Origin of the sequence: Limnohabitans sp. MMS-10A-178, from assembly GCF_003063375.1 — a bacterium.
In the GTDB taxonomy this organism is placed as follows: Bacteria; Pseudomonadota; Gammaproteobacteria; order Burkholderiales; family Burkholderiaceae_C; genus Limnohabitans_A.
Map to the genome: position 1 here is coordinate 1130950 of NZ_NERY01000001.1, position 26722 is coordinate 1157671.

Genomic DNA, 26722 nt, shown 5'->3' on the forward strand with positions numbered 1-26722 from the left:
ACAAAAAAAACCGGGCGCAAGAATCTTGGGCCCGGTGGTTGATTCTACCCGTTTTGTTTTGAAATTTGACAACAAGGCTTCAGGAGTTTCTACAATTGGGCAATGTATGACCAAACGCCCCTGCTGAACAACCTGAACCCTGAACAACTGCGGGCCGTGACACTCCCCTCTGAATCTGCCCTGATTCTGGCCGGAGCCGGATCGGGCAAGACACGGGTATTAACCACCCGAATTGCTTGGTTATTGCAGACCTCCCAAGTGGGGTCGGGCGGGGTGATGGCGGTTACCTTTACCAACAAGGCGGCCAAAGAAATGATGCTCCGCTTGCAAGCCATGCTGCCTGTCAATGTTCGAGGCATGTGGATTGGCACCTTCCATGGCTTGTGCAACCGATTTTTGCGGGCCCATTACAAAATGGCCAACCTGCCGCAAACCTTCCAAATTTTGGACACGCAAGACCAGCTGTCGGCCATCAAACGCTTGTGCAAACAGCACAAAGTCGACGACGAGCGCTTTCCCCCTAAGCAATTGCAATGGTTCATTGCGGGTTGCAAAGAAGACGGCCTGCGCCCCAAAGATGTGGATGTGCGCGACGATGAAACGCGCCGCAAAGTTGAGATCTACCAACTCTATGAAGACCAATGCCAACGTGAAGGCGTTGTCGACTTTGGCGAGTTGATGTTGCGTTCGTTTGAATTGCTGCGCGACAACGACGCCATTCGCTTGCACTACCGAGCGCGCTTCAAACACGTACTGATTGATGAGTTTCAAGACACCAACAAGTTGCAATACGCCTGGATCAAGATGATTGCAGGCTTGCCATCTGAGCACGGCAGTGCGGTGTTGGCTGTGGGCGATGATGACCAAAGCATTTACGCATTTCGCGGCGCGCGCGTGGGCAACATGGCCGACTTTGTGCGGGAATTTGGTGTGCAGCACCAAATTAAGTTAGAACAAAACTACCGCAGCTACAGCAATATTTTGGATTCAGCCAATGCGCTCATTGGCCACAATAAAAATCGCTTAGGCAAAAATCTGCGCACCGACCAAGGCGTTGGCGAACCTGTGCGGGTGTATGAGTCCACCAGCGATTTTGCAGAAGCGCAATGGTTGGTGGATGAAATTCGCCAGCTGGTGAAAGGCGACGGCTTTACACGCAAAGAAGTGGCGGTACTGTATCGCAGCAATGCTCAAAGTCGGGTCATGGAAACAGCCTTGTTCAATGCCGGTGTGCCTTACAAAGTGTATGGCGGCCTGCGCTTTTTTGAACGCGCCGAAATCAAGCATGCCTTGGCTTACTTGCGCATTTTGGAAAATCCCAACGACGACACCAGCTTCTTGCGGGTTGTGAACTTTCCGCCGCGCGGCATTGGCGCTCGCAGCGTAGAGCAGTTGCAAGATGCTGCCAAGGGCTTGGGCTGCTCCTTGCACGATGCTGTCAGCACCACAGCCGGCAAGGCGGGCGCCAAGTTGGCGGGATTTGTGGCCATGATCGATGTCATGCGCGAGCAAACGCCTGGCATGACCTTGCGAGAAATCATTGAAGTGGTGCTAGAAAAAACAGGCCTCATAGAGCACTACAAAACCGAAAAAGAAGGTGCAGACCGCGTAGAAAATTTGGAAGAATTGGTCAATGCGGCTGAGAGTTTTGTCACGCAAGAAGGTTTTGGTCGTGATGCAGAAGCCACTGCATCAGAAATGGCACCCAACGCAGAAGATGGCGAAGTGATGTCGCCCTTGGCTGCCTTCTTAACCCATGCAGCTTTAGAAGCGGGCGACAACCAGGCTCAAGCCGGTGAAGACGCCATTCAACTCATGACAGTGCATGCCAGCAAAGGCTTGGAATTTGATGCCGTATTTATTTCAGGCCTTGAAGAAGGCCTGTTTCCCCACGAAAATTCCATGAACGACTTCGACGGCTTGGAAGAGGAGCGTCGCTTGATGTACGTGGCCATCACGCGTGCGCGCAAACGTTTGTACCTCAGCCATTCGCAAACCCGCATGTTGCACGGACAAACTCGGTACAACCTCAAAAGCCGTTTTTTGGACGAGTTGCCCGAAGAGTGCTTGAAATGGATCACGCCAAAAAACCCAGGTTTTGCAAGTGGCCTGGGGGGTGGGTGGACCTCACCTGCGCAAGCCTTTCAGGCCAAACCTGCTTGGGGCCATAGCAGCTTGAGTTCGGCTGAGACCTACAAGAGCCCGCCTGTGCCTGTGCAAAAATCGGAACCCTCACATGGCATCAAAGTGGCAATGAAGGTGTTTCACACCAAGTTTGGTGAAGGCAAAGTCTTGGCGGTTGAAGGGGCGGGCGCAGATGCGCGAGCTCAGGTGAATTTTCCACGACATGGCGTGAAGTGGTTGGCCCTGTCTGTTGCCAAATTGACACCCGTTGAATGAGTAGAATTTAGGAAGAGGACAACATGAAAATTGAAAAAGACACCGTGGTCACTTTGAAATACAAAGTGTCCGATGCCCAAGGCAAGTTGATGGAAGCGGCGGCAGAGCCCATGGCCTACTTGCATGGCGGTTATGAAAACACTTTGCCTAAAATTGAAGAGGCCTTGGACGGCCAAGAAAAGGGTTATCAAACCACATTGGTGTTGTCGCCTGCCGATTCATTTGGTGAGCGCGACGAAAGTTTGTTGCAAACCATGCCCAAGAAAGATTTCCCACCAGGGGTCAAAGTGGGGGGGCAACTTCGAGGTCGAACAGCCGATGGTCGTGAAGCGGTGTTCAATGTGGTCAAGATCAAGGGTGATACCGTGATGTTGGATGGCAACCATCCTTGGGCTGGTCAAACTTTGCGCTTCCACTTGAATGTCACCGACGTACGCCCTGCCATTCAAGAAGAAATTGAGCATCGGCATGTGCATGGCGCACATGGCCACCACCATTGAAAAAAAGCCTGCTACTGCAGGCTTTTTTTACGCTTGAGTTTCACTGCCCGGTGAAGGCAATTCGAAACAGTCTTTGACACTGAAATAGACCGATGTGAAAAACATGGCAGCCATGAGCAAGGCACCTGGCATGAGCACGATGCCCGACAAATCTTTTCCGCCCAAGGCGCTGCTGATGGTCAGAAGCACTGTGGCGCAAACGATAAACACCCCCAGCCAAGCCACCAGGTAAACCGCAAAGGCCCCCAAATTTCGCCAGCAGGCCACGGCACTGAAAAACATGCTTTTCAAGGGGGGGACACCATGCCAATGAACCAGCGCGGGCGCATGCCAAAAGAGCATTGACAAAGGAATGTACAAAAGAGTGGCAAACCACATGGCCACTTGAAAGTCGGGGTCGTTGACCACTTCGGGCGTGATGGGCGCGTTGGCCAAATAGACTTTGGCAAATCCGCCGCCATCGATGAGCGCAGAGATGGCCATCACAGCCAGAAAACTCACTGCGTACATGCCGCCTAAAACCAGCATGGCTTTGAGGCGTTGCTGGCCAGCCCTGAAGGCCACCATCAAAACCGTGGGCATGGGAAATTGGCCCGAGGCCGCTTGCTCGGTGGCCACCATCAAACCCAAAGTGGCGGCCGGCAAGATGAGCAGTGCCAATGCGGCTCCCAAAACGGGAACCATGGACAACAAAGAGACCCAAGCGATGAACAAAAAGAACAAGCCCGTGAAGGCCAGGGGTTGGCGCCAGAAAGTGCGAATGCCTTGTTTGACCCAGGTCAGGCCTTGTTTGGCAGGAACAATATTGAGATTCATGCGTTGAGCTTAAAGGGCGAATTTGAACGTGCTCGCAATACCCGTTCGAAGTGGGTGGGATCGTGTGGCTTCAACATGGCCGCGTCTCTGGGGAGGTGAAAGTCCCAAAGTCTGGAAATCCAAAATCGCAATGCGCCTGCGCGCAACATGGCGGGTAACAATTGTCTTTCGGCAGCACGCAATGGGCGAACTGCTTGATAGGCCTCTAGCATGGCCTCAGCGCGATCAGATGAGTGTTCGCCAGTTTGTAAATCGATGCACCAGTCGTTCATGCACACGGCTAAGTCGAACAGCCATGTATCAACGCCTGCAAAGTAAAAATCAAACAATCCAGTCAATGTTGCGCCTTCAAACATCACGTTGTCGCGAAACAAGTCGGCATGAACAGGTCCTTTGGGCAGTGCTTGGTAAGCTGCGCCACTGGCAATGTGATTTTGGTAAGCCATTTCACTTTGAAGCAGGCTGGCTTGCGCTTCATCTAAGTAGGGAAGTACCACAGGCACTGTGTCGTTCCACCATGCCAAGCCACGCAAATTGGGCTGGCTTCGGTTGAAGTCTGCGCCCGCGAAGTGCATGCGCGCCAACATGGTGCCCACTGCAGCGCAATGAACTGCATCGGGCGCCAATTGACTTTGGCCAGAAAGCCGGTTGACCACGGCTGTCGGCTTTTCATTCAGGGTGTGCAAGATGTCGCCATCGCGGTTGGCTGCTGGGTTGGGCACCGGAATGCCTTTTTCAGCCAGATGCTTCATGAGGAACAAATAGAAGGGCAGTTGTTCGTGGTTGAGGCGTTCAAACAGGGTGAGCACATATTCGCCGAGGTCGGTGGAGGCGAAATAGTTGGTGTTTTCTATGCCGCCTTCAATGCCCTTTAAGGCAGTGAGTTCGCCAAGGCCTAGTTGGGACATGAGCAGCGCAGCTTGTTCTTCGGTAACGGGCGTGAAAACAGCCATGGCTTAGCGCTTGGTCAAAAAGGTGGAAATAGTGCCCAAAGGCATGTCGGGATGCATGCTGGGATTGTAGAGGGTGTTGATGTCAAAATTGATCGACTTGGCGTCGGCAAATTTCGCTGGGGAAAGGCACAATTGGGGTATGAGCGACAAGAAAACCCTTTTGCTGGTTGACGGTTCAAGTTATTTGTACCGTGCCTTCCATGCCATGCCCGATTTGCGTGCCGTGCCAGGCGATCCTGCCAGCCCCGCAACGGGCGCCATTCGCGGCATGATCAACATGATGGAACGCCTCCGAAAAGACATTCCCGCTGAGTATGCGGCGTGTGTGTTTGATGCCAAAGGCCCCACCTTCCGCGACGACATCTACCCCGAATACAAACAAAATCGCAGCCCCATGCCAGACGATTTGCGCTCGCAAATTGAACCCATCCATGAACTGGTGCGTTTGATGGGCTGGAAAGTATTGGATGTGCCAGGGGTGGAAGCCGATGATGTGATTGGCACCTTGGCTGCCATTGGGTCATCCCTTGGCATTGAAGTCATTGTGTCCAGTGGCGACAAAGACTTGGCGCAATTGGTCAATGAGCACATCACCATCATCGACACCATGAACGGTAAACGCCGCGATTTGGTGGGTGTGCAGGAAGAGTTTGGTGTACCGGCCAGCCTCATGCTCGATTACCAAATATTGGTGGGCGACACCGTGGACAACGTACCTGGTGTGCAAAAGGTGGGCCCCAAAACCGCAGCCAAATTGTTGTTGGAATATGGCTCCTTAGACAACTTGATGGCACATGCCCATGAAGTTAAAGGCGTGGTAGGCGAGAACCTGCGCAATGCCGTCGACTGGTTGCCCACGGGCCGGCAGCTTTTAAAAATTCGCACCGATTGCGATTTGAATGGCTATGTGCCCGAGTTGCCATCGCTCGAAACCATTCGCTTAGCGCCACCCAACGAAGCCGACTTACTGGCTTTCTACGAAAAGTATGGCTTCAAAGGCTTGGTCAGAAGCCGAGGCGCAGGTACGCCAGATTCTTCTGGCAACAGCTCGAGCAGCACCAAGACAGCCAAGCCAGCTTTTGTGCCCAATCTTGATTTGTTTTCAGAACCCGAACCCGTGGTCACGGTCACTGGCGACAAGCACTACGAAACCATTTTGACTTGGCAGCAATTCGATGCATGGCTGCCTAAACTGGAAGCCGCAGACTGCGTGGCCATTGACACTGAGACAACTTCCCTCGATGCCATGCGCGCCGATTTGGTGGGCATCAGCTGGAGTGTGAAGCCAGGCGAGGCCGCTTATGTGCCATTGCGCCATAACGGCCCCGATGCGCCTTTGCAGTTGCCCCTTACTGAAGTACTGGCCAAGCTCAAACCTTGGCTTGAAAACCCACTCAAACTCAAGGTGGGTCAGCACATCAAGTACGACCGCCATGTGTTTGCCAATGTGGGCATTGAAGTGCGTGGCTATGCACACGACACCATGCTGCAAAGCTATGTGCTGGAAGTGCACAAGCCGCACAGCTTGACCAGCTTGGCATTGCGCCACGTGGGCCGCACAGGCATCACTTACGAAGATTTGTGCGGCAAGGGAGCGCATCAAATATCGTTTGCACAAGTCGATGTAGAGAAAGCCTCCGAGTATTCATGTGAAGACTCCGACCAATGCTTAGATGTGCATGGCGTACTTTGGCCACGCATTCAAGCCGATGCCAAATTGCGCGCCATCTATGACATTGAAATTGCCACCAGCGAAGCTTTGTTTCGCATTGAGCGCAATGGTGTTTTGATTGATGGCCCCACACTGGCCGCGCAAAGCCAAGCCTTAGGGCAACGCATCTTGCAATTGGAAACTGAAGCTTATGAGATTGCCGGACAGCCCTTCAATTTGAGTAGTCCCAAGCAGTTGGGCGAAATCTTTTTTGACAAGCTGGGTTTGCCCGTCATCAAGAAAACAGCCACAGGTGCGCGCAGTACCGATGAAGAAGTGCTTGAGAAGTTGGCTGAGGACTATCCTTTGCCCGCGCGCATTTTGGAACATCGCAGTTTGTCCAAACTAAAGGGAACGTATACCGACAAGTTGGCCCAAATGGCCTTGCCTAGAACGGGCAGGGTGCACACGCACTACGCGCAAGCAGTGGCCGTCACTGGTCGTTTGTCGAGCAACGATCCCAACTTGCAAAACATTCCCATTCGCACTGCCGAAGGTCGCAAAGTGCGCGAGGCCTTTGTGGCGCCTGCTGGCAGTTTGATTGCCAGTGCCGATTATTCGCAAATTGAATTGCGCATCATGGCGCACCTCAGCAACGATGAAGCTTTGTTGCGCGCCTTCCATCAAGGTTTGGATGTGCACAAGGCCACTGCGGCCGAAGTGTTTGGCTTAATGCCCGATCAAGTTTCGAGTGAGCAACGTCGCTATGCCAAAACCATCAACTTCGGTTTGATTTACGGCATGAGTGCATTTGGTTTGGCCAAAGCCTTGGGCATTGACAATGGTGCGGCTAAAAACTACATCGAGCGCTACTTCCAACGCTTTGCAGGTGTGAAGCGCTACATGGACGAAACACGCGAGCAAGCCAAATCGCAAGGCTATGTGGAAACTGTGTTTGGCCGGCGTTTGTATTTGCCTGAAATCAATTCACCCAATGGACCAAGGCGCGCTGGTGCAGAACGCGCGGCCATCAATGCGCCCATGCAAGGCACGGCAGCCGATTTGATCAAGCTCTCTATGATTGCCGTTCAAGCGGGCATAGACCGAGAGCAGCGCAAAACCAAAGTCATCATGCAGGTGCACGATGAATTGGTTTTTGAAGTGCCTGAAGATGAAGTGGAATGGCTCAAAGTGGCGGTGCCCCAATGGATGGCCGCCGTGGCTGAACTCAAAGTGCCTTTGTTGGCCGAGGTAGGTGTGGGTGTCAATTGGGATCAGGCTCACTGAAGCCTCATTCAGCTTGAGCAACCAAAGCCTTGAGTTTGATACCATGAATTACAGCATTCAAAAATTTCAAAACGCATTGAGTGATGCAGAACGGCAAGTTTTGCAGTTGTGCTTGCAAGAAGCCATGCAAGCCGTGCCCGATGATGCCGTGCCTTGGTATTTAGGCGATGCTGCTTCCCCCAAGGGTTACCTCAAACCAGAGCATGCCAAAGTGCTTTTGAGTTTGCGCCAAGATTGGCTCACAGAGCCGCAGGGTCTGCGTTGGGACACCCCTGAAAAAACGCCTGCCTCAAGAAGCTTGGCACTGGCCAAGTTGGCCGCTGAGTTGAGTGACCTTGGCCATGTGACGGGCTGGCGCAATGAAAAGTTCAGCTATTGGCCCGACACCACTATTTTGGCCAACGGCCATCCCGTTGAGCCCACCAACAAGCTGGCCGCCGCCTTTGAGATGGAACGCGCCGCTTACCGTTTTTTTGGTTTGCGAGCACATGCTGTGCATGTCAATGGTTTCACGGAAGATGGCTACATGTGGTGCGGACGCCGCTCAATGGCCAAGGCCACCGACCCTGGCATGCTGGACAACATGGCCGCGGGAGGCTTGACTGTGGGAGAGTCATTGCAAAGCTGTGGCGTGCGCGAAATGGCAGAAGAGGCCGGCTTGTCTGAGGCGCTGGCGCTAAGCGCTGTAGCGCAAGGCCAAGTGACCACCTGCCGCGCAGTGCCCCGCGGTTGGCACTATGAAACGCTTTGGGTATACAACTTGTTGATGCCAGCCGATGTGAAGCCGGTGAACCAAGATGGTGAAGTGGCTGAATTCAGTTTGCTTTCGCCGCAGCAAGTGGTTCGGGCCATTGCAGAAAAGCAAATGACTGTGGATGCGGCCTGCGTGGTGGCTCACGCAGTATTACATGCGTGCGGCCTTCAAGAAGTCGAGCAGAATGGGGCTGTCGTCCAACGTCCCTTGTGATGCTTGGTGAAACTCTGGATGCCATTGAATGGCGGCCACATAGGCTTTGCCTTGCAGACGGATGGCCTCGGGTATTTTGTCATGGGGGCAGTAGGCCTCTATTTCAAAATTGGGAGCCAGGTCTTTGATGCCTTGGTGGTGAATGCTATTGACCTTGGCCGATTGAGCGCCGCCAAGCAGCTTGGACAATTGAGTGTTGGCCACAAATTGCACATCATGAAGATTGTGGTCATACAAGTCTGCGTCGCGATGCACAAGAGCTTTTGGCCGTTGTGTGGCAATGTCTTGGTACAAGGTGCCACCAAAAGCAACATTGATAATTTGAAGTCCGCGGCAAATGCCAAGAATAGGCTTTCCCGCTTTCACAAACGCCTCAATCAGACCCTTGTCGTATTGATCGCGGATGCGGTCACCTTCCCAGCGCGGGTCTAGGGCCGTTTCGCCATAGCTGCCTGGCCAGACGTCGCTGCCACCCATCAAGACCAAGGCGTCTAGCCACTCTGCATAGTGATCAAGCTGTACATCGCCTTTTTGGGTGTGCCCTTCTGGCGATGGAATCATGACCGCTAAGTCGCCTTGCGACATGATCCAGTGCGCCACCGATTGCTCGATGTATTGCAGCGTTTTGCCTTTAAAAAGCGAGCGCTCTTCGTTGGGATGAAAGAAGCAGGCTGAAATGCCAATTTTCAGGCGATTGGAAGTTGCAGTCATATTCGGTGATCTTTAACGAGGAAAAAATTGACTGCTATAGATCATAGACCCGTTGAGCTGGCTTGAAATCCCCTTGAGGCGGCGACAGGCATAATCATACTTTTGCACAATCGCCTGAGTTGCTGAAACTTGGGTGGAAATTTGAATGACTTTATTGGCAATTTTGGTGGGAACCCTGGCAGCTGGAATTGGCAGCGTCTGGCTTGCAGCCTGGCTCAGTTTTGGTATTGTCAGCCGTTACACGCAGCACATGCTCAGCTTGGCCGCTGGCGCTTTGTTGGCTACGGCGTTTTTACACCTCTTGCCCGAAGCCTTTGAAGCGGGTGTTGAGCCGCACAATTTGTTTGTCACCTTGCTGTTTGGCTTGCTGTTTTTTTTCTTGCTCGACAAAGCTGAGTTATGGCACCACGGCCATGAACATCACCATGGGGATGGGCAGCATGACCACCATGGTGACCACCATGATGAGCACGATCACCATCACTCAGAGCATGCGCATCATCACGATCACCATCAACACGCCCACCATGCCAAGCCAGTGCCAGGCGGTTGGGCCATTTTGGCGGGCGACAGCGTGCATTGTTTTGGCGATGGCATCTTGATTGCCTCTGCCTTCTTGGTTGACTTGCGTTTGGGCATTGTGGCGGCATTGGCTGTGCTGGCCCACGAAGTGCCTCATCACATGGGTGATTTGGTGGTTTTGCGTGAGGGCTCCAAAAGCCGACAAACCGCGGTGCTGAAAGTATCAATGGCAGGCGCCATCACGGCCTTGGGCGGCGTTGCTGGCTTTGCACTGCTCGAGCAATTGCATGGCATCTTGCCTTACATGTTGGCCATTGCCAGCAGCAGCTTTATTTACGTGGCCTTGGCCGACCTCATTCCGCAGCTGCAAAGGCGACTGAGCTCTCGCGAGACTGCCACTCAAATTGTGTGGCTTGTTTCGGGAATTGCGTTGGTGAGTGGTGTGAGTACCCTGGCGCATTCCTTCGCCTTTCACTAACGCGCCCATGCGCTGAATGGTTTTTTAAGACTTGGCGCAGGGCAAGCCAGGGGTGCCGCTCCACTCGCTCCAGCTGCCAGGATACAAGCGCGTAGAACCTAAGCCTGCTAGTTCCATGGCCAACAGATTGGGCAGGGTGCTAACTCCGCTGCCGCAGTAATGCACTACCGATTCTGGCTTTCGTCCACCCAACAATTTCTCAAACTCAGCACGAAGCACCTCTGCTGATTTGAAAAAACCATTGGCGTCTAAGTTCTCGGCAAAGGGCCTGTTCAAGGCGCCAGGGATGTGACCCGCAACAGGGTCGATGGGCTCCATTTCGCCGCGAAAACGCACAGGACTTCTTGCGTCTATGAGTGTGACCTCAGGGTGTCCAACTTGAGGTGCCAATTGTGCAGTGCTCAACCATTCACGCAATGCAGGTTTCAATTCAAATGTATTGGACTGAGCGGGTGTGGTTGCAGGTGCGCCCGATTCAACAGCGCCGCCAGCTGCTTGCCAGGCCTGCAGACCGCCATTCAAAACGGCCACGGCATCGTGGCCGAGCCATTTCAGCATCCACCAAAGACGCCCACAGTAGTTAGCGCCATTTCTGTCATAAACCACGGCCTGCATTTTGTTTTGAAAACCCAAGCCACCCAGCCATGCAGACAAAGACTCTCGGGCGGGCAGGGGGTTGCGTCCACCATTCACGCCTGAGCCATCGCGGCAGCTGAGGTTGCGGTCGAGATGCGCTTGTTGTGCGCCTTGGATTCGCACGTCAGAAAACATGATGTCGGCCATTTCAGGTTTCATCAACTCAAAACTGCAATCAAAAATCATGAGGGGCTGGCCAGAAGCCTGAAGGGCTTTGAGTTGTTCTGCAGAGATCAAGGTGGTGTACATGTTTGTTCTTTCAATGTTGTACGTTTCAATTTTTTACGTTGCAATATTCTTAAGTGGAAACTTTATTCAAACTTCGTTCTCGAAGCGCGGTGGCGGCAATACCGCTCAAAATAATGATACATATTCCGGCCCAACCCATCCAAGGTATTTGATCACCAAACAAAAACAAACCAAACAAAGCTGAAAAAACAATGCCCGAGTATTGCAAGTTGGCAACGACCATGGTGGCGCCATCGTTGTAGGCGCGAGTCATGCACCATTGGCCCAGTGCGGCCAAAATGCCGATGGGCAACAACAGCCAAGCTTGTGGCCAAACCCATTCGCTGAAGCCCGTATAAAGCATGACAAGCGCGCCAGACACGGCGGCTGCCAATGAAAAATAAAACACAGTGCGCTCAACCGGCTCACCCTCTCTGCCAAGTTCTGCCACTTGGATGTAGGCCAAGGCTGCAATCATGCCGGAGGCCAAGCCCACCAAGCCGGCAATCACTTGGTCTTGTTCGATGGTGGGCCTGAGGACCATGACCACGCCCAAAAAGCTGATGACCACCGTGAGCATCACGGGAAATTGGCGCATCACATCATGGCGCTTGCCCTGCCAAAGTGTGGCGCCCACCAGAAAGGCAGCAACCCAAATGCCACTCATGTAGTTCAAGGTCATGGCCGTGGCCAAGGGCAGATAAGCAATGGCATAAAACCAAGCAGCCAAAGAAACCACGCCTGTGAAGGCGCGCCAAGTGTGCATTTTGGGCACGGTGGTTTGAAGAGAAATGCCTTTGCGTTGACAAGCAATGGCCATGATCACCGCGCCAATAGCGCCACGATAAAAAACCAACTCAAAGGTGCTGAAGTAGGCTGCTGCAAACTTCACACACACACTCATGATGGAGAAAAACAGCGAAGCCAAAACCATCCAGAGTGCTTGCATGCAATTTAGTCGCTTGAAGCTAGGTTCGTCGTTTCGTTCATCTTGTTGCGGTACCACTCGTGGAAGTGTTGCATGCCGTCTTCCATAGGGCTTTGGTAGGGCCCTACTTCGTTGTCACCGCGCTGCATGAGGGCTTTGCGGCCAGAGTCCATGCGCTCTGCAATTTCGTCGTCTTCGATGCAGGTTTCCATGTAAGCGGCTTTTTGGGCTTCTACGAACTCACGTTCAAATGCAACGATTTCTTCAGGGTAATAAAACTCCACCATGTTCAGCGTTTTTTCGGGGCTGATGGGGTGCAAGGTAGAAACTGTGAGCACATGCGGATACCACTCCACCATGATGTGGGGGTAATAGGTGAGCCAGATGGCGCCATATTCGGGCACCGCGCCTTGGCGGTATTGCATGAGTTGCTTTTGCCAGCGCTCATACACAGGGCTGCCAGCTTTGCCCAAGCGGTTGGCAATGCCCACGGTTTGCACTGAAAACTCTTTTTTGAATTGCCAGCTCAGGTCGTCGCAGGTCACGAAGTTGCCAAGGCCGGGGTGAAAGGGCTCAACGTGGTAGTCCTCGAGGTAAACCTCGATGAAGGTTTTCCAGTTGTAGTTGCACTCGTGCAATTCCACATGGTCGAGCTTGAAACCCGTGAAATCCAAGGCCGCCCGAGGCCCCATGTCAGCCAAGTCGGCCTCAATGTCTCGGCCATTGTCTTCAAACAACAAACCGTTCCACTCGCGCAGCGGATAGTTCTTGAGATTCAGACAGGGGTCTTGCGCAAAATGCGGGGCACCCAAAAGCTGACCTTGAGGGGCATAGGTCCAGCGGTGCAGTGGGCACACAATGTTGCCGCCCGCACTGCCTTTTTGCTGCGTGTGAAGAGAGCCTCGACCTTGCAACATCACCGCTTGGCGATGCCTGCAAATGTTGGAAATCAATTCAACGCCTTGGTGGGAGCGAACCAAGGCCCGACCGCCTGCTTCTTGGGGCAAGGCGTGGTAGTCCCCAACGTCGGGAACGGACAATTGATGACCGACATAACGCGGGCCTTGCTGAAAAATGGTTTTCAGCTCGCGCTGAAACAGCGCTTCATCAAAATAGCTTGAAACTGGTAGTTGGCTTGCGGCCTGCTGCAGTTGAAGACTTAAATCAGACATGGGTGACCTGACCTAGAGACTCCCCCTATGAAGGGGCAGGAACAATGCGTGAACCCAAAGGCTCTGACGCGAAAAAAACGGACCTAAGCCCGCGGTGAATTCGTGATTGTACCCTCAGGTCAGCAAAATTGGGCTGAAGTCGACCTAAAATGGCCTCCTTTAGACACAAATTTGCCATGCCCAAAGCCACTTCTTCACCAGACAAAGCACCGGCCGAACAGGCGCTGCCCGCCAGCTATGAAGAGGCGGTTCAAGAGTTGGAGCAATTGTTGGCCAAATTGGAATCTGGCCAGCTGCCCCTTGATCAATTGCTGAGCCACTACCAACGCGGCGCCAGTCTGCTGGCCTATTGCCGCGAAAGATTGGCAGCCATTGAAAACCAAATCAATGTGTTGGATGAAGGGACCTTGAAACCTTGGGATGGTGCATGAGTTCTTTCAATTCAAACCAATTTGATTTCAAGGCTTGGTCGGAACAGCGCCTCACTCAAGTCGAGCAAGTCCTCAAGCAAGGCATTGATGCCCACGCGCCTGCAAATTTAGGCCAAGCCATGCGCTATGCGGTATTGGACGGCGGCAAGCGCCTCAGGCCCCTGCTGGTGCTGGCTGCTGCAGAAGCTGTAGGCGTTGATTTGGAGGCCGCCACGGTGTCTGACCAGCCCAGTTCTTTGGCCGCACTCAGAGCGTCTTGTGCCGTTGAATTGATCCATGCGTATTCTTTGGTTCACGATGACATGCCCTGCATGGACAACGACGTGTTGCGCCGAGGCAAACCCACGGTGCATGTGAAATATGGCGAAGCGCAGGCTTTGCTGGCAGGCGATGCTTTGCAGGCTCTGGCGTTTGAGTTTTTAACCCCCCAAGACGGCAGCACAGAGTTCACAGTTCAGGCTGCTCAAGTGTCTTTGTTGGCCCGGGCTTCTGGCTATCACGGCATGGCGGGAGGCCAGGCCATCGATTTGGCCAGCGTAGGTTTGCCCTTGAACGAAACCCAATTGCGCCAAATGCACCGGCTCAAAACGGGTGCACTGCTTCTTTGCAGTGTGCAATTGGGCGCTGTGAGTGCAGGCAAACCATCCAGTCAAATCTTTGATGCTTTAAGCCAATATGCTGAGGCTCTTGGCTTGGCTTTTCAGGTGGTAGACGATATTTTAGATGTCACCTCCGACTCGGCCACTTTGGGCAAAACGGCAGGCAAGGACGCCGCAGCCGACAAGCCCACCTATGTGTCGCTGATGGGCTTGGCGCAAGCCGAGCAATTGGCCAACAAGCTTTATGCAGAATCCCTGGCAGCACTCGATGCCAGTGGCTTGAACACCACCGCCACTGCCGCTTTGCGCGCATTGGCCACACAAGTGGTGCAACGGAAAAATTAAACATGCTTGAATCGATTCACTCTCCCGCTGATCTTCGAAAATTGCAGCGCGGCGACTTACCCCGTGTGGCGGCTGACGTGCGTCAGTGTGTTTTAGACAATGTGTCTCAAACTGGGGGCCACCTCAGCTCCAATTTGGGCACTGTAGAGCTCACAGTGGCGCTGCACTATGTGTTCAACACACCCGAAGATCGCATCGTGTGGGATGTGGGTCACCAAACTTATCCGCACAAAATTTTGACGGGCAGGCGCGAGCGCATGCCAACGCTTCGTCAATTGGGTGGCCTCTCTGGATTTCCTCGCCGAGACGAAAGTGAATACGACACCTTTGGCACAGCGCACTCGTCTACCAGCATTTCGGCTGCTCTGGGCATGGCCATTGCGGCGCGCCAAAAGGGTGAATCTCGTCACGCCATTGCTGTCATTGGCGATGGCGCCATGACCGCCGGCATGGCCTTTGAAGCCATGAACAACGCGGGCATTGAAGACTGCAGATTGTTGGTCATCTTGAACGACAACGACATGTCCATCAGTCCGCCAGTTGGCGCACTGAACCGTTACTTGGCACAGTTGATGAGTGGGCGCTTTTACTCCACTGCCAAAAGCATGGGCAAGAATGTTCTCAAAGGCGCACCACCTCTCTTTGAATTGGCCAAGCGTTTTGAACAGCATGCCAAAGGCATGGTGGTGCCAGCCACCATGTTTGAGCAATTTGGTTTCAATTACATCGGACCCATCGATGGCCACGATTTAGATTCGCTCATCCCCACTTTGGAAAATATCAAGCACTTGCAAGGCCCTCAGTTTTTGCATGTGATCACCAAAAAAGGGCAGGGCTACCGCTTGGCCGAAGAAGATCCAGTGAACTACCACGGTCCTGGCAAGTTCGACCCCAAGGTGGGCTTGGTGCCGGCCATCAAGCTGGCCAAACCAGCCTTCATGCACATTTTTGGCCAATGGCTGTGCGACATGGCTGCCGCCGACAAACGCTTGGTGGGCATCACCCCCGCCATGCGCGAGGGCTCTGGCATGGTGGAGTTTCACAAGCGCTTTCCCGATCGTTATTACGATGTGGGCATTGCTGAGCAACATGCCGTCACCTTTGCTGCTGGCTTGGCTTGTGAAGGCCTCAAGCCCGTGGTAGCCATTTATTCCACGTTTTTGCAGCGCGGCTACGATCAGTTGATTCACGATGTGGCTTTGCAAAACCTGCCTGTGGTGTTTGCCCTAGACAGAGCAGGCTTGGTTGGGGCCGATGGCGCTACGCATGCTGGCGCCTACGACATTGCTTATTTGCGTTGCATTCCCAATATGTCGATTGCTTGCCCAAGTGATGAGCGCGAGTGCCGCTTGTTGCTGAGCACAGCCTACGCGCAGAATCACCCAGTGGCAGTGCGTTATCCCCGAGGTGCGGGGGTGGGCGTTGCGGCGGGTACCGATTTAGACACGGTGCCCTTGGGCAAGGCCGAGATTCGCCGTGAGGGTGCTGTTCTTTGCATTTTGGCATTTGGCACCCTGCTTTACCCTGCGCTTGAAGTGGCAGAAAAATTGAATGCCACGGTGGTTAACATGCGCTGGGCCAAACCCTTGGATGAGAGCATGGTCTTGCAAATGGCTGCCAAACACACCTGTTTTGTCAGCTTGGAAGACGCGTGCGTGATGGGTGGTGCAGGTAGCGCGGTGGGTGAGTTCCTGCAAAAATCGAATTTGCAGATCCCCTTGTTATCATTGGGGCTTCCAGATCAGTTCATTGAACATGGAGACCCCGCCAAATTGATGGCCATGCAGGGTCTGGATGCCTCAGGCATCGAAAAAGCAATTTCAAATCAATGGCCTCACATCAAATTTTGATTTGAGACAAGCCAAAAGGGTAAACCCCTTCTAATAGGGGTTTCATTTTTTTTTACAATTAACGGTTGTTATTTTTCCTGGAGTCAATATGGATTCTTTGTTATCTCTGTCCAAAAGGATAGACCAATTCAGTGAGTGGGTTGGCAAGTGGGTTGCTTGGTTGGTACTTTTTTCAGTGCTGATCAGTACAGGCAATGCCATTTCACGCAAGGCGTTCAACCTCAGCTCCAATGCTTTTCTGGAAGTTCAGTGGTACATGTTTGCTGCGGTTTTCATGCTTGCAGCGGGCTACACCTTGTTGCGTCAAGAGCACGTGAAAATTGACGTTGTGTCGGGTAGATTCTCAAAGCGAACTCAAATTTGGATTGACATTGTGGGCATTTGCTTCTTTTTGATCCCATTTGTGGCTTACATCATCTATTTGGCCATGCCACTGGTCATTAACGCTTTTGTCACCAAGGAAATGTCATCCAATGCTGGCGGTTTGATTCGCTGGCCCGTGTTTGCCATGTTGCCTTTGGGCCTTTTGTTGTTGGGTATTCAAGGTGTCTCTGAAGTCATCAAGCGCTTTGCGTTCTTGCAAGGCATGATTCCTGACCCTACTAAAAAGCCTGGCGTCAAAACCCCCGAGGAAGAATTTGCAGAATTCTTGTTGCAAAAAGAAGTTGCTGCCCGTGAAGCGGCCCAAATGGGAGCCCAAAAATGACTGAATTCCTAATCGCCAACATGGCGCCCATCATGTTCGTCTCGCTGATCATCTTTTTGATGTTCGGTTATGCGGTCTCATTCTCATTGGCTGCTTGCGGCTTGTTCTTTGGTTTTGTGGGTGTTGAGCTGGGTGTCATTCAAGCCAGTTTCTTGCAAAGTTTGCCGCTTCGCATGTTTGGCATCATGCAAAACGACACGCTGCTCGCCATTCCCTTCTTCACCTTCATGGGCTTGATTCTGGAACGCTCCGGTATGGCAGAAGATTTGCTGGACACCATTGGCCAGCTCTTTGGCCCCATTCGAGGCGGCTTGGCGTTTGCCGTTATTTTTGTGGGTGCCATGTTGGCCGCCACAACGGGTGTGGTGGCCGCTTCTGTCATTTCAATGGGCCTTATTTCGCTGCCCATCATGCTGCGATATGGCTACGACCGCCGCATTGCGGGGGGCGTGATTGCGGCCTCTGGCACCTTGGCTCAAATCATTCCGCCTTCTTTGGTGTTGATTGTGTTGGCCGACCAATTGGGCAGAAGCGTGGGCGACCTCTACAAAGGCGCCTTTGTTCCAGGCTTTGTACTCACAGGCTTGTATGTGGGCTACATCGTCCTGATCAGCTTCATCAAGCCTCAATGGGTTCCTGCATTGCCACCTGAAGCACGCACCATCAAGGAAGCCGATGGCACTTCAGGTCTTCGGTCTTTGAGCATTCTCACTTTGGTTTCCTTGGCAGCAGCCATTGGCTTCGCCAAATGGCTGCCAGACACAACGCCTACCGATGAAACCATCGTGGTGTCCATGTGTGTGGGTGTGGGTGTTGCCTTCTTTGCAGCCATCATCAACAAAGTGACCAAGATGGGCTTGTTGTCCAATATGGCTGAGCGTGTTACTTTTGTGCTCATTCCACCTTTGGCGCTTATTTTCTTGGTGCTGGGTACCATTTTCTTGGGCATTGCAACGCCTACCGAAGGTGGTGCGATGGGTGCTGTGGGTGCTTTGGTCATGGCCATTGCCCGCAATCGCATTGACATGAAACTCATGCGTCAGGCCATGGACTCCACCATGAAGCTGTCATGCTTTGTGTTGTTCATTCTCATTGGCGCCACTGTTTTCAGCTTGGCATTCCAGGGTGTGGACGGCCACATTTGGGTGGAGCATTTGTTGACCGGCTTGCCTGGCGGCCAATTGGGCTTCTTGATTGTGGTGAACATCTTGGTGTTCATCTTGGCCTTCTTCTTAGACTTCTTCGAGTTGGCATTCATCATCATCCCGCTCATTGGACCAGTCGCTGAAAAGATTGGCATTGACTTGGTCTGGTTCGGGGTGTTGTTGGCCGTGAACATGCAGACTTCGTTCATGCACCCACCTTTCGGTTTTGCATTGTTCTACTTGCGCAGTGTGGCCCCGACCGAAGATTACGTCGACAGGGTCACTAAGAAGCCCATTAAGAAAATCACCATTGAACAGATCTATTGGGGTGCAGTGCCCTTCGTGATCATCCAATTGATCATGGTGGCATTGATCATTGCGTTCCCAGGCATCGTCTCTACTGGTGGTAGCAAAGAGCCCATTGTGGATGCCGAAGCCGTCATGATGCAAATGCGCCAAGAATCGGACGATCAAGCCACCGAGGCTGAAAAAACAGAGAATCAAGGTGATCAGGTTGATCCTGTGAAGGCTCTGATGGAGTCGATGAAAGACGACCCTGCCAAGAAGCCTTGATCGACTGAATGCAGACAACAAAAAACCCGCCAAGGCGGGTTTTTTGTTGGACTGAGAAAACTGCAGTACAAAGCTGCTTTAGAGGGCAGCCCAGTTCAATTACAGCTTCTGGCGTTCCATGAAGTTGTTCATGCTGGACTCAGCCAAGCTGAACCACTGATTGGCTTCGCGACGGTAGTTGGAGTAGTCGGTGTAGATTTTTTTCCACTCAGGGTTAGTGTTGCTCAAGTTTGAGTAGACTTCTTGTGAAGACTTGAACGCAGCTTCCATGACATCACGGGGGAATGCCCGCAATTTGGCGCCTTGACCAATGAGGGTCTTCAATGCCGCTGGGTTTTTGTAGTCATACTTGGCAATCATGTCGGTGCCGGCATAAGTAGAGGCGCATTCAATGATGGCCTTGTACTCGCTTGACAAACCGTCATAAGCCTTTTGATTGACGTACAGAGCCAACTGTGGGCCCACTTCCCAGAAGCCAGGGAAGTAGTAGTTGGGCGCCACTTTGTTCAGACCCAATTTTTGGTCATCGTAAGGGCCAACCCACTCGGCGGCGTCAATGGTGCCTTTTTCCAGGGCTTGGTAAATCTCACCACCAGGAATGTTTTGGGGCACAACACCCAGAGGTTCCAAAACCTTGCCGCCGAAACCGCCCACGCGGAATTTCAAGCCCTTCATGTCGGCCAAAGATTTGATCTCTTTGCGATACCAGCCGCCCATTTGAACGCCTGTGTTGCCCATTGGGAAGTTAACAATACCCACTTTGGCGTAGAACTCACGGAAAAGCTTTAAGCCGTTGCCTTCGTACATCCAAGCGTTCATTTGACGGGCGTTCAAGCCGAAAGGAATGGCGCAATCCATCGCGTATGTTGGATCTTTACCGAAGAAGTAGTAAGGCGCTGTGTTGGCCATTTCGACGGTGCCGTTGGACACGCCGTCGAGCACGCCAAATGCGGGCATCAATTCGCCAGCAGCGTGGGTGGTGATGGTGAACTTGCCGCCAGACAATTCGCTAACCTTTTTAGCAAACACGTCGCAAACACCGAACAATGTATCGAGCGATTTTGGAAAGCTCGAAGCACAGCGCCAGCGCAATGTGGCTTGTGCGTGAATGATGGCTGGGGCTGAGCCTGCGGCCAAGACGCCAGCAATACCGGCATTTTTAATTAGGGAACGACGATCCATGGGGTTCACTCCGGAAGTCTAAGTTGATGAATTCAGGTCGCCAAGACGACACCGATGACTGGGAACAGTCATTTAGACATTGTAAGAAATTTGCAACTCCCTTTTGTCGAGGGTTTTCCCTTCGATTGATGGATGTTTGATCTAACTGGCTTTTCTTGCTTTTCTGGGTTTCAAAGCCCACCAAGGGAGTTCTTTGCTGAGGGAGTGCACATTGCCAGACTGGTTTTCTTGGTAGCCCAACATGTCTTGTAGCGCAGTTTGCCATTCTGGACTGGCCAAGTGCTTTCTGAGGGCCTGGACGGGCGGGGAGTCTAGAGCGCTTTTGAGGCAAACCAACCAATAGTTTTCGCTGACCAGGGGTACAAAGTCGAGCCCGGAGGATAAAGCGGCACTTTCGATGGCCAATCCGGCATCTGCTTGACCCGATGCAATGCAGTTGGCCACTGCGCTATGAGACAGTTCTTGATGGTCGTAGCCAATGAGTTGATCTGCAGTTAGCCCCTGATTGGTCATCAATTCATCGAGAAGCAGGCGAGTGCCAGTACCTAGACCTCGATTGACATACTTTAGGCGCTTGGCCATTACATCTTGCAATGAATGGATTTTCAAGGGGTTGCCTGGTTTGACCAACAGCCCCTGGGTGCGTTTTGCGAAACCGATGAGTTTGTGCTTGCCCGGCTTGAGAAGGGGTTTGTAGGTTTGCGCTGAGAGGCTGTTGAGGCGGGGCTGGCTGAGTGTGTGAAACCCTGCCAATTCGCATCGACCTTCGTTCAAGGCCCTGACGGCATCGACACTGCCGCAAAACCGAATGTCTAAGTGCAGCGATTGACTCGCTGTGAACTCTCTGAGTCTCACCAGCGCGTCGTCATGGCTGGCATACAGCGTGAGCAAGTGTGCATCGGGGTCAAAGGCAACGGCAAACGTGCGTTCTAGCTCTGCCATCAAGGCCTCAATGGGTGCGGCCAAACGGGCTTGCGCTTGCCTTTCTGCCCAGAGAAGTTTGCTGGCAAATTCAGACAACTCAGCCGGCATGCCCTTTTCCCACACGATGAGGTTTTGATTCAGCTTGGTTTCCCATTTTTTCAATTCACCCCAAACATGCCTATACGACATGCCCAAAGATTTGGCGGCTGCGGCAATCGAACCATGCTCGCGCACAGCCTGCAGCAAGTCCATGAGGGCATTGCGCAGCAAAGCCTGCTGACGCTGCTTGCTCAAATCAAGGGCATGGAGCCCTGAATTTTCAGAGCCCAAGCTGTATGAAATTTCAATTTTTGACACCACTCAAGTGTGCCTCATTTATGCAGTGGTTCTGATTCAAAGCGCGGCCACCTATGCACACCATTTCATAGCGGATGACCCCTGTAGAAAGGGTGATTCAAAAGGGTTAGCATCAGCGCTCGATTGAATCCAAATGAACACTTTTTCAGACAGCGCTGTCACGGCGCTGCATCTCATTACTTCCCTTGATCCCGGGCTTTGGACCATTGCAGGGCGCTCGCTGGGCGTCAGTGCCACGGCGTGCTTCTTAGGCTGCGTGGCTGGCATTGGGCTGGGTGCGTTTTTGGGGGTCTCCAAGTTTGCGGGCAGGACAGCAGTGCTGACCGTTCTCAACACTTTTTTGGCACTGCCTTCTGTGGTGGTGGGCTTGGTGATTTATTTGCTCTTGTCGCGCACAGGGCCCTTGGGATTTTTGGGTTGGTTGTTCAGCTTCAAGGCCATGGTTTTGGCCCAATTCATTTTGGTGGTGCCAGTGGCCGCTGCACTGTCTCGGCAGGTGGTTGAGGATGTTGAATTGGCCCACGGCGAGCAATGGCGGTCTTTAGGAGCCGGCAATGTGTTGCGAAGCATTTTATTGGCCTGGAACGAACGGTTCGCCTTGCTCACCATTGTGGTGGCATGTTTTGGACGGGCTATTTCAGAGGTCGGTGCGGTCATGATTGTGGGCGGCAACATAGAGGGCTTTACGCGGGTCATGACCACTGCCATTGCGCTAGAAACCAGCAAGGGAGATTTGCCTTTGGCCTTGGCTCTGGGCATTATTTTGCTGGGCATTGTGGGTTGCTTGAATGTGATGTTGTCGCTGCTGCGTTATTGGCAAAATCAAGCGCAACTTAAAGGGCAAAACAGTTTGCGTGGGTGGGTGGCATGAGTGACGCCAATGACACAAGTGGTATGAGTGACATGCGTGCCTTGATTTCACTTCATCAAGTTAGCCTGAAGCTTGGGGGTGTGCAAGCCCTGCAAGATGTTTCTCTGAACATTTTTTCGGGTGAGCAGGTGGCCCTGATTGGTGCCAATGGATCTGGCAAAAGTACAGTGCTTCGGCTGATGAATGGTCTGCATCAACCTACCCAAGGCACGGTGCATTTGCCCTTATGCCGACAAGCCATGCTGTTTCAAAGGCCGCACATGCTGCGCAGCAGCAGCTTGAACAATGTGGCCATCGGCTTGTGGCTAGACCGAAGCCTTCAACTGAATTGGCGTGCTTGCAAACAGCGTGCGCTAGAGGCACTGTCGGTGGTTGGTTTGTCCGGTGTCACTCAACAAAATGCAGCCACTTTATCGGGCGGGCAACAACAGCGATTGGCCTTAGCACGGGCATGGGCCCGTGAACCTCAATTGTTATTTTTAGACGAGCCCACCGCCAGCTTGGACCCGCCTGCCAAACGCGAAGTGGAGGCACTTGTGCACCAACTCATTCGGCCTCAAGGTCAGCAATTGGCAACCACTTTGGTATTTGCCAGCCACAACTTGGGGCAGGTGAAGCGTTGGGCCAGCCGCGTCATTTACCTAGAGCAAGGCAAGGTCTTGGCCGACTTGCCCACCGCTGATTTTTTCGACGCCAATTGTCTGAAACAACACAGTCATCAAGCTTTTTTATTTCTGCAAGGAGAAACTTAATGCGTTCTATTTTTAAACTTTTGCCTCTGACTCGCAAATTGCGGCATGTGGCCTTGGGCCTTGTCTTGACGGGATTCACGGCACACGCCATGGCCCAATCCATTGTGATGTCTTCCACCACGTCCACAGAGCAATCGGGCTTGTTTGGCCACCTCTTGCCAGAATTTAAAAAAGCCAGCGGCATTGACATCAAGGTGGTGGCCTTGGGCACAGGCCAAGCACTCGACATGGCACGCCGCGGCGATGCCGATGTGGTGTTTGTGCATGACCAAGTGGCCGAAGAAAAATTTGTGGCCGATGGCTTTGGCCTCAAACGATTGGCGGTGATGTACAACGACTTTGTGGTGGTGGGCCCCCAAGCAGATCCCGCCAATGTGAAGGGCAACGACATCGTGGCTGCGCTCAAAAAAATCTCGGCTGGCAATGCTGCATTTGTTTCAAGGGGTGACAAAAGTGGCACACATGCTGCCGAGTTGAGGTTTTGGAGCCAAGCCGCAATGACCGACAAAAAAGGCACAGGCTACAAAGAGTGCGGTTGCGGCATGGGCCCCGCTTTGAACATTGGCGCATCCACAGGTGCCTATGTGTTAACGGACCGCGGTACTTGGTTGAATTTTAAAAATCGAGGTGATTTGAGAATTTTGGTTGAAGGCGATGCTCGCTTGTTTAACCAATATGGCGTGATGGTGGTCAACCCAGCCAAACACCCCCATGTGAAACGCGCAGAGGCGCAAAAGTTTGTTGACTGGATTGTGTCCAAGCCAGGCCAAGCTGTCATTGCGGGCTACAAAATTGGCGGGGAGTCGGTGTTCTTCCCCAACGCGGCGCCTTGATCAAATTGATCGCTTTAATTAACGTCCCGTGAAACAAACTGGCACCGAAGGATCGATGGGCGGTCCTTCGTACGTGTTTTTGGCGTGTGCCACATCCATGTCGCGTGGCAGTGGCACGCCATTTTTGACAGCCAACACTTCAGCCATGATGCTGACGGCAATTTCGGCGGGTGTTTTGCTGCCAATGTAAATGCCGATAGGGCCGCGCAGTCTGGCAAGGGAGCTTTCTGTTTGATCGAAGTGCTCAATCATGCGTTGCTGGCGCAGAATGTTGTTGCGCCTAGAACCTATGGCGCCGATGTAGAAGGCATCGGTTTCTAAAGCCGCCAACAAAGCCAAATCGTCTAGCTTGGGGTCGTGGGTGAGGGCAATGACGCAACTGCGCATGTCGGGCTTGAAGCTCAGAACCAAATCGTCTGGCATGTCGTGTTTGATTGTCACTCCCGCCACCGACCATGCGCCTCTGTATTCTTCGCGCGGATCGCACACAGTGACGGCAAAGCCATTGAAGAGGGCCATGGTGGCCAAGTACTCGGTCATTTGACCTGCACCAATGAGCAACATGCGGTACTCAGGTCCAAAGGTGTTGATGAGCTGAGCCTCATCGATGTGCAATTCGCTGGGCGCGTTGCTGGTGGTCAAAGTGACTGCGCCAGTTTTCAAGTTGGTGGCTCTTTGAGTGAGTTGTCCTTTTTCAAGGAACTCAATCAATTGGGCTAGGCTGCCAGCATCTGGATTGAACTCTAGCAACAGCTCTAAGGTGCCGCCGCAAGGCAGGCCAAACCGATGCGCTTCATCGGCACTGATGCCATATTTCAATTGAACTGGCGCGCTGTCAATGATGGCATTGGCTTTGCTGTATTGGGCAATGAGGTCGTCTTCAATACAACCACCAGACACTGAGCCCACCACGGCACCCGTTTCGCACAGCGCCATGATGGAGCCGACAGGGCGCGGCGATGAACCCCAAGTTCGAACCACGGTGGTGAGCAAGGCCTTCTGCCCAGCTTCACGCCAAGCTTTGAGCGTTCTTAAGACAACGATGTCTAGGTTTTCCATGATGCCGCTTTGGATTTGGATTTGGATTTCGATTCTGCTTTTACTTTTGCTTTTGCTTTTGATGAATTAGCGCACCATGAACCAAACCGCGCCTGCGCCCACCAGCAAAGCCAACCAAACCCAGCTGGGTACTGAACCCGAAGAGGGCGCTGCTTCAACCGTTGCAACAGGTTTTGTTTCTGTTTCTGTTTCAGGTTCATTGCTTGGGTACTTGGCTTGCAGCGATTCGTCAAAACGTTTGAAGAAATCTTCGGCCAAAGATTTGGCCGCGCCATCAATGAGGCGTTGTCCCAGCTGGGCCAATTTGCCACCCACGGTAGAGTGCACGGTGTACTTCAATTCACAGCCCTCGGCATGGGGGTGCAATGAAACTTGCGATTCACCTTTGCCAAAACCGGCTACCCCACCTTGCGCTTCAAAATTCAAGGCATATGAATTGGGAGCTTGAATGTCAGACAAGGTGACCTTGCCAGAGAACTTGGCAGACACTGGGCCAATTTTGATGGCCACGCCCACGTTGTAAACATTGGGATCAGTGAGTTCAAATTTATCGCAACCTGGAATGCAGGACTTTAAAATTTCGGGATCGTTGAGGGCATCCCAAGCTTGTGCTTGGGTGACGTGTAATACGCGTTGACCTTGCATGTCCATTTTGTGTTCTCCGTTAATTCGTTTTCAACAGCTTGGTCAAGGCTTGCGCCAATTCTTCCAAGCGAGATAAATTGTGAATGGCCAACATGCCATCTACATGGCGATTCAAAACACTGGCGCCCGTTGCGATGGGAGCGTACCCGTCAAACCTGAGCAGCGGGTTGAGCCAAAGCAAAGAGCGCGTGTGTCGTTTTAGCCAAACAATCTCCGAGTCTAGCGTCTCTGGGGTGCCCGTATCGAGCCCATCACTGATTAACAGCACCACAGTGCGCCTGCCTGTGAGCTTTTTGCCGAAATTTGACCGGAAATGGGTGAGCGATTTGCCAAGTTGAGTGCCGCCTGCAAAATCTTGAATTTGACGGCTGGCCGCAGATAGCATGTCATCGGTGTCGCGCAGTTTGAAGGCTTGGTTCAAGTCGGTCAGATCGGTGCCAAAGGCGTAAATTTGCCTAGGGGTGCACCGTGTGGCATGGTGTAAAAATGCCAGTAAAAGACGGGCATAGCGCTCCATAGAGCCGGATATGTCGACCAAAATAAGAAGGGGCAGGGCTTGCGGCTTTCTTTGCATGCGTGGCAAAGAGAAAACATCGCCATCTTGCCGTGCTGCCATCTGCATGGTTTTGGACCAGTGAATGCGATCGCCTCGACCGCCCGTGCGCGTTCTTCGCCCTTGAATTTTGGGCAGGGGCAGTTTCACTTGCCTGGCCAATTTTTCGACCAACTTGAATTCGCTGGCGCTCAAACTTTGAAAGTCGGCTTGTTGCAGTCTTTGACGATCGCTGGCGCTCATGGCCGCGTCAAATTTCAATTCATCTTCTTTGGGCTTGCCAGGGTCGTTTTGCTTGTTTTTGGCCGCCAAAGCTTCTTGCACCCTTGATTTGCGGGGAACACCTGGTGAGGGCGTGGTGGCTTTGGGCAAAAGTTGCGAGAGGAGCTGGCGCGTGAGCTCTGGGTCTCTAAAAAATGCTGCAAACATTTGATCGAAAACCACCATGTCTTCTTGTCGATTGACCAAGCAGGCCTTCAATGCCGCTGCCAAATCGTCTTTTCTCTCTATGCCTGTGAGCCCTGCAGATTCAATGGCCAAGCTAATGCGAGAGGCATCAACAGGCAGACCCGCACGCCTGAGTGCGCGAGCAAAACCTGTGATGTTGTCGCTGAGTTTGCCGCTGCGCGCGTCGCCCAATAGCATGAT

At 52.7% G+C, this 26722-nt stretch carries 24 protein-coding genes; 13 read left to right on the plus strand and 11 right to left on the minus strand.

Annotated features, from left to right (window positions below; all coding sequences use genetic code 11):
- Positions 1-102 precede the first annotated feature (102 nt).
- Both B9Z32_RS05615 and B9Z32_RS05620 read left to right on the plus strand, forming a co-directional pair.
- Complete coding sequence (locus B9Z32_RS05615) at positions 103-2400, plus strand: UvrD-helicase domain-containing protein (RefSeq protein WP_108420308.1); 2298 nt, start codon at positions 103-105, stop codon at positions 2398-2400.
- Between the two features lie 23 nt (positions 2401-2423).
- Entirely contained in the window at positions 2424-2900 is a 477-nt protein-coding gene (locus tag B9Z32_RS05620; protein ID WP_108420309.1) for a peptidylprolyl isomerase, read from the plus strand.
- Between the two features lie 27 nt (positions 2901-2927).
- Here B9Z32_RS05620 and B9Z32_RS05625 read toward each other — a convergent pair whose 3' ends face one another.
- Complete coding sequence (locus B9Z32_RS05625) at positions 2928-3716, minus strand: BPSS1780 family membrane protein (RefSeq protein WP_108420310.1); 789 nt, start codon at positions 3714-3716, stop codon at positions 2928-2930.
- The gene (locus B9Z32_RS05630; RefSeq protein ID WP_108420311.1) at positions 3713-4669 is read right to left on the minus strand and encodes a homoserine kinase; all 957 of its coding nucleotides are present in this window, start codon (positions 4667-4669) and stop codon (positions 3713-3715) included. Before B9Z32_RS05630 ends, B9Z32_RS05625 begins: the two co-directional genes overlap by 4 nt.
- Before the next feature lie 139 nt (positions 4670-4808).
- On the opposite strand from B9Z32_RS05630, the gene polA reads away from it, so the two are divergent.
- Together polA and B9Z32_RS05640 are read left to right on the plus strand one after the other, a co-directional pair.
- Positions 4809-7607, plus strand: a complete 2799-nt coding sequence (gene polA / locus B9Z32_RS05635; RefSeq protein WP_108420312.1) for a DNA polymerase I — start codon at positions 4809-4811, stop codon at positions 7605-7607.
- A gap of 43 nt (positions 7608-7650) precedes the next feature.
- Positions 7651-8574 carry an NUDIX domain-containing protein gene (locus B9Z32_RS05640; protein WP_146179458.1) on the plus strand — a complete coding sequence of 308 codons (924 nt, stop codon included), beginning with the start codon at positions 7651-7653 and terminating at the stop codon, positions 8572-8574.
- Here the strand turns inward: B9Z32_RS05640 and B9Z32_RS05645 are convergent.
- Positions 8512-9285 carry a gamma-glutamyl-gamma-aminobutyrate hydrolase family protein gene (locus B9Z32_RS05645; protein WP_108420314.1) on the minus strand — a complete coding sequence of 258 codons (774 nt, stop codon included), beginning with the start codon at positions 9283-9285 and terminating at the stop codon, positions 8512-8514. The two genes, B9Z32_RS05640 and B9Z32_RS05645, sit on opposite strands and share 63 nt — an antisense overlap.
- Positions 9286-9430: 145 nt before the next feature.
- Between B9Z32_RS05645 and B9Z32_RS05650 the strand changes: the two genes are divergently transcribed.
- The gene (locus B9Z32_RS05650) at positions 9431-10285 is read left to right on the plus strand and encodes a ZIP family metal transporter (RefSeq protein ID WP_108420315.1); all 855 of its coding nucleotides are present in this window, start codon (positions 9431-9433) and stop codon (positions 10283-10285) included.
- A gap of 24 nt (positions 10286-10309) precedes the next feature.
- On the opposite strand, the gene B9Z32_RS05655 is transcribed toward B9Z32_RS05650, so the two are convergent.
- From B9Z32_RS05655 to B9Z32_RS05665, 3 genes are read right to left on the minus strand one after another with little or no spacing between them, the layout of a single operon-like run.
- On the minus strand, positions 10310-11170 hold the full coding sequence (locus B9Z32_RS05655) for a sulfurtransferase (protein ID WP_108420316.1): 861 nt from the start codon (positions 11168-11170) through the stop codon (positions 10310-10312).
- A 49-nt stretch (positions 11171-11219) separates the two neighbouring features.
- Complete coding sequence (locus B9Z32_RS05660) at positions 11220-12098, minus strand: DMT family transporter (RefSeq protein ID WP_108420317.1); 879 nt, start codon at positions 12096-12098, stop codon at positions 11220-11222.
- 5 nt (positions 12099-12103) lie between these two features.
- Positions 12104-13249 carry an aromatic ring-hydroxylating dioxygenase subunit alpha gene (locus B9Z32_RS05665; protein WP_108420318.1) on the minus strand — a complete coding sequence of 382 codons (1146 nt, stop codon included), beginning with the start codon at positions 13247-13249 and terminating at the stop codon, positions 12104-12106.
- 176 nt (positions 13250-13425) lie between these two features.
- On the opposite strand from B9Z32_RS05665, the gene xseB reads away from it, so the two are divergent.
- The 5 genes from xseB (at position 13426) to B9Z32_RS05690 (ending at position 18898) form a co-directional block, all read left to right on the plus strand.
- Complete coding sequence (xseB, locus tag B9Z32_RS05670) at positions 13426-13680, plus strand: exodeoxyribonuclease VII small subunit (protein ID WP_108421024.1); 255 nt, start codon at positions 13426-13428, stop codon at positions 13678-13680.
- A complete protein-coding gene (locus tag B9Z32_RS05675) occupies positions 13677-14624 on the plus strand; it encodes a polyprenyl synthetase family protein (protein WP_108420319.1) in 948 nt (315 codons plus the stop codon). The genes xseB and B9Z32_RS05675 overlap by 4 nt, the downstream gene beginning before the upstream one ends.
- Positions 14625-14626: 2 nt before the next feature.
- On the plus strand, positions 14627-16474 hold the full coding sequence (dxs, locus tag B9Z32_RS05680) for a 1-deoxy-D-xylulose-5-phosphate synthase (RefSeq protein ID WP_108420320.1): 1848 nt from the start codon (positions 14627-14629) through the stop codon (positions 16472-16474).
- Between the two features lie 88 nt (positions 16475-16562).
- Positions 16563-17180 (plus strand): TRAP transporter small permease subunit, encoded by a 618-nt coding sequence (locus tag B9Z32_RS05685; RefSeq protein WP_108420321.1) that lies wholly within the window; start codon positions 16563-16565, stop codon positions 17178-17180.
- Positions 17177-18898, plus strand: coding sequence for a TRAP transporter large permease subunit (locus B9Z32_RS05690; RefSeq protein WP_108420322.1), 1722 nt, complete (start codon positions 17177-17179; stop codon positions 18896-18898). The genes B9Z32_RS05685 and B9Z32_RS05690 overlap by 4 nt, the downstream gene beginning before the upstream one ends.
- A 99-nt stretch (positions 18899-18997) precedes the next feature.
- Here B9Z32_RS05690 and B9Z32_RS05695 read toward each other — a convergent pair whose 3' ends face one another.
- Positions 18998-20080: a TRAP transporter substrate-binding protein gene (locus tag B9Z32_RS05695; RefSeq protein ID WP_108420323.1), complete on the minus strand. Its 1083-nt coding sequence runs from the start codon at positions 20078-20080 to the stop codon at positions 18998-19000.
- Positions 20081-20221: 141 nt separating this feature from the next.
- Positions 20222-21361 carry a substrate-binding domain-containing protein gene (locus tag B9Z32_RS05700; protein ID WP_369909569.1) on the minus strand — a complete coding sequence of 380 codons (1140 nt, stop codon included), beginning with the start codon at positions 21359-21361 and terminating at the stop codon, positions 20222-20224.
- A gap of 133 nt (positions 21362-21494) precedes the next feature.
- On the opposite strand from B9Z32_RS05700, the gene B9Z32_RS05705 reads away from it, so the two are divergent.
- From B9Z32_RS05705 to B9Z32_RS05715, 3 genes are all read left to right on the plus strand, one after another.
- Positions 21495-22232, plus strand: coding sequence for an ABC transporter permease (locus B9Z32_RS05705; protein ID WP_108420324.1), 738 nt, complete (start codon positions 21495-21497; stop codon positions 22230-22232).
- A complete protein-coding gene (locus B9Z32_RS05710; protein WP_233248093.1) occupies positions 22229-22984 on the plus strand; it encodes an ATP-binding cassette domain-containing protein in 756 nt (251 codons plus the stop codon). Before B9Z32_RS05705 ends, B9Z32_RS05710 begins: the two co-directional genes overlap by 4 nt.
- Before the next feature lie 89 nt (positions 22985-23073).
- A complete protein-coding gene (locus tag B9Z32_RS05715; RefSeq protein WP_233248195.1) occupies positions 23074-23817 on the plus strand; it encodes a substrate-binding domain-containing protein in 744 nt (247 codons plus the stop codon).
- Positions 23818-23835: 18 nt separating this feature from the next.
- Here B9Z32_RS05715 and B9Z32_RS05720 read toward each other — a convergent pair whose 3' ends face one another.
- The 3 genes from B9Z32_RS05720 to B9Z32_RS05730 all read right to left on the minus strand — a co-directional run bounded on the left by B9Z32_RS05720 (position 23836) and on the right by B9Z32_RS05730 (position 26719).
- Positions 23836-24876 carry an XdhC family protein gene (locus B9Z32_RS05720; protein ID WP_108420326.1) on the minus strand — a complete coding sequence of 347 codons (1041 nt, stop codon included), beginning with the start codon at positions 24874-24876 and terminating at the stop codon, positions 23836-23838.
- Positions 24877-24942: 66 nt separating this feature from the next.
- Positions 24943-25527 carry a CoxG family protein gene (locus tag B9Z32_RS05725; protein ID WP_108420327.1) on the minus strand — a complete coding sequence of 195 codons (585 nt, stop codon included), beginning with the start codon at positions 25525-25527 and terminating at the stop codon, positions 24943-24945.
- Positions 25528-25540: 13 nt separating this feature from the next.
- On the minus strand, positions 25541-26719 hold the full coding sequence (locus tag B9Z32_RS05730; RefSeq protein ID WP_108420328.1) for a VWA domain-containing protein: 1179 nt from the start codon (positions 26717-26719) through the stop codon (positions 25541-25543).
- Positions 26720-26722: the final 3 nt, after the last annotated feature.

Coding starts and splice junctions, on each gene's coding strand:
- B9Z32_RS05695 (WP_108420323.1), bottom strand. CDS start 20,080: ATGGATCGTCGTTCCCTAATTAAAAATGCCGGTATTGCTGGCGTCTTG.
- B9Z32_RS05715 (WP_233248195.1), top strand. CDS start 23,074: ATGGCCCAATCCATTGTGATGTCTTCCACCACGTCCACAGAGCAATCG.
- B9Z32_RS05615 (WP_108420308.1), top strand. CDS start 103: ATGTATGACCAAACGCCCCTGCTGAACAACCTGAACCCTGAACAACTG.
- dxs (WP_108420320.1), top strand. CDS start 14,627: ATGCTTGAATCGATTCACTCTCCCGCTGATCTTCGAAAATTGCAGCGC.
- B9Z32_RS05650 (WP_108420315.1), top strand. CDS start 9,431: ATGACTTTATTGGCAATTTTGGTGGGAACCCTGGCAGCTGGAATTGGC.
- B9Z32_RS05645 (WP_108420314.1), bottom strand. CDS start 9,285: ATGACTGCAACTTCCAATCGCCTGAAAATTGGCATTTCAGCCTGCTTC.
- B9Z32_RS05690 (WP_108420322.1), top strand. CDS start 17,177: ATGACTGAATTCCTAATCGCCAACATGGCGCCCATCATGTTCGTCTCG.
- B9Z32_RS05665 (WP_108420318.1), bottom strand. CDS start 13,249: ATGTCTGATTTAAGTCTTCAACTGCAGCAGGCCGCAAGCCAACTACCA.
- B9Z32_RS05620 (WP_108420309.1), top strand. CDS start 2,424: ATGAAAATTGAAAAAGACACCGTGGTCACTTTGAAATACAAAGTGTCC.
- B9Z32_RS05720 (WP_108420326.1), bottom strand. CDS start 24,876: ATGGAAAACCTAGACATCGTTGTCTTAAGAACGCTCAAAGCTTGGCGT.
- B9Z32_RS05625 (WP_108420310.1), bottom strand. CDS start 3,716: ATGAATCTCAATATTGTTCCTGCCAAACAAGGCCTGACCTGGGTCAAA.
- B9Z32_RS05655 (WP_108420316.1), bottom strand. CDS start 11,170: ATGTACACCACCTTGATCTCTGCAGAACAACTCAAAGCCCTTCAGGCT.
- B9Z32_RS05725 (WP_108420327.1), bottom strand. CDS start 25,527: ATGGACATGCAAGGTCAACGCGTATTACACGTCACCCAAGCACAAGCT.
- B9Z32_RS05705 (WP_108420324.1), top strand. CDS start 21,495: ATGAACACTTTTTCAGACAGCGCTGTCACGGCGCTGCATCTCATTACT.
- B9Z32_RS05675 (WP_108420319.1), top strand. CDS start 13,677: ATGAGTTCTTTCAATTCAAACCAATTTGATTTCAAGGCTTGGTCGGAA.
- xseB (WP_108421024.1), top strand. CDS start 13,426: ATGCCCAAAGCCACTTCTTCACCAGACAAAGCACCGGCCGAACAGGCG.
- B9Z32_RS05710 (WP_233248093.1), top strand. CDS start 22,229: ATGAGTGACGCCAATGACACAAGTGGTATGAGTGACATGCGTGCCTTG.
- B9Z32_RS05640 (WP_146179458.1), top strand. CDS start 7,651: ATGAATTACAGCATTCAAAAATTTCAAAACGCATTGAGTGATGCAGAA.
- B9Z32_RS05730 (WP_108420328.1), bottom strand. CDS start 26,719: ATGCTATTGGGCGACGCGCGCAGCGGCAAACTCAGCGACAACATCACA.
- B9Z32_RS05630 (WP_108420311.1), bottom strand. CDS start 4,669: ATGGCTGTTTTCACGCCCGTTACCGAAGAACAAGCTGCGCTGCTCATG.
- B9Z32_RS05685 (WP_108420321.1), top strand. CDS start 16,563: ATGGATTCTTTGTTATCTCTGTCCAAAAGGATAGACCAATTCAGTGAG.
- B9Z32_RS05660 (WP_108420317.1), bottom strand. CDS start 12,098: ATGCAAGCACTCTGGATGGTTTTGGCTTCGCTGTTTTTCTCCATCATG.
- polA (WP_108420312.1), top strand. CDS start 4,809: ATGAGCGACAAGAAAACCCTTTTGCTGGTTGACGGTTCAAGTTATTTG.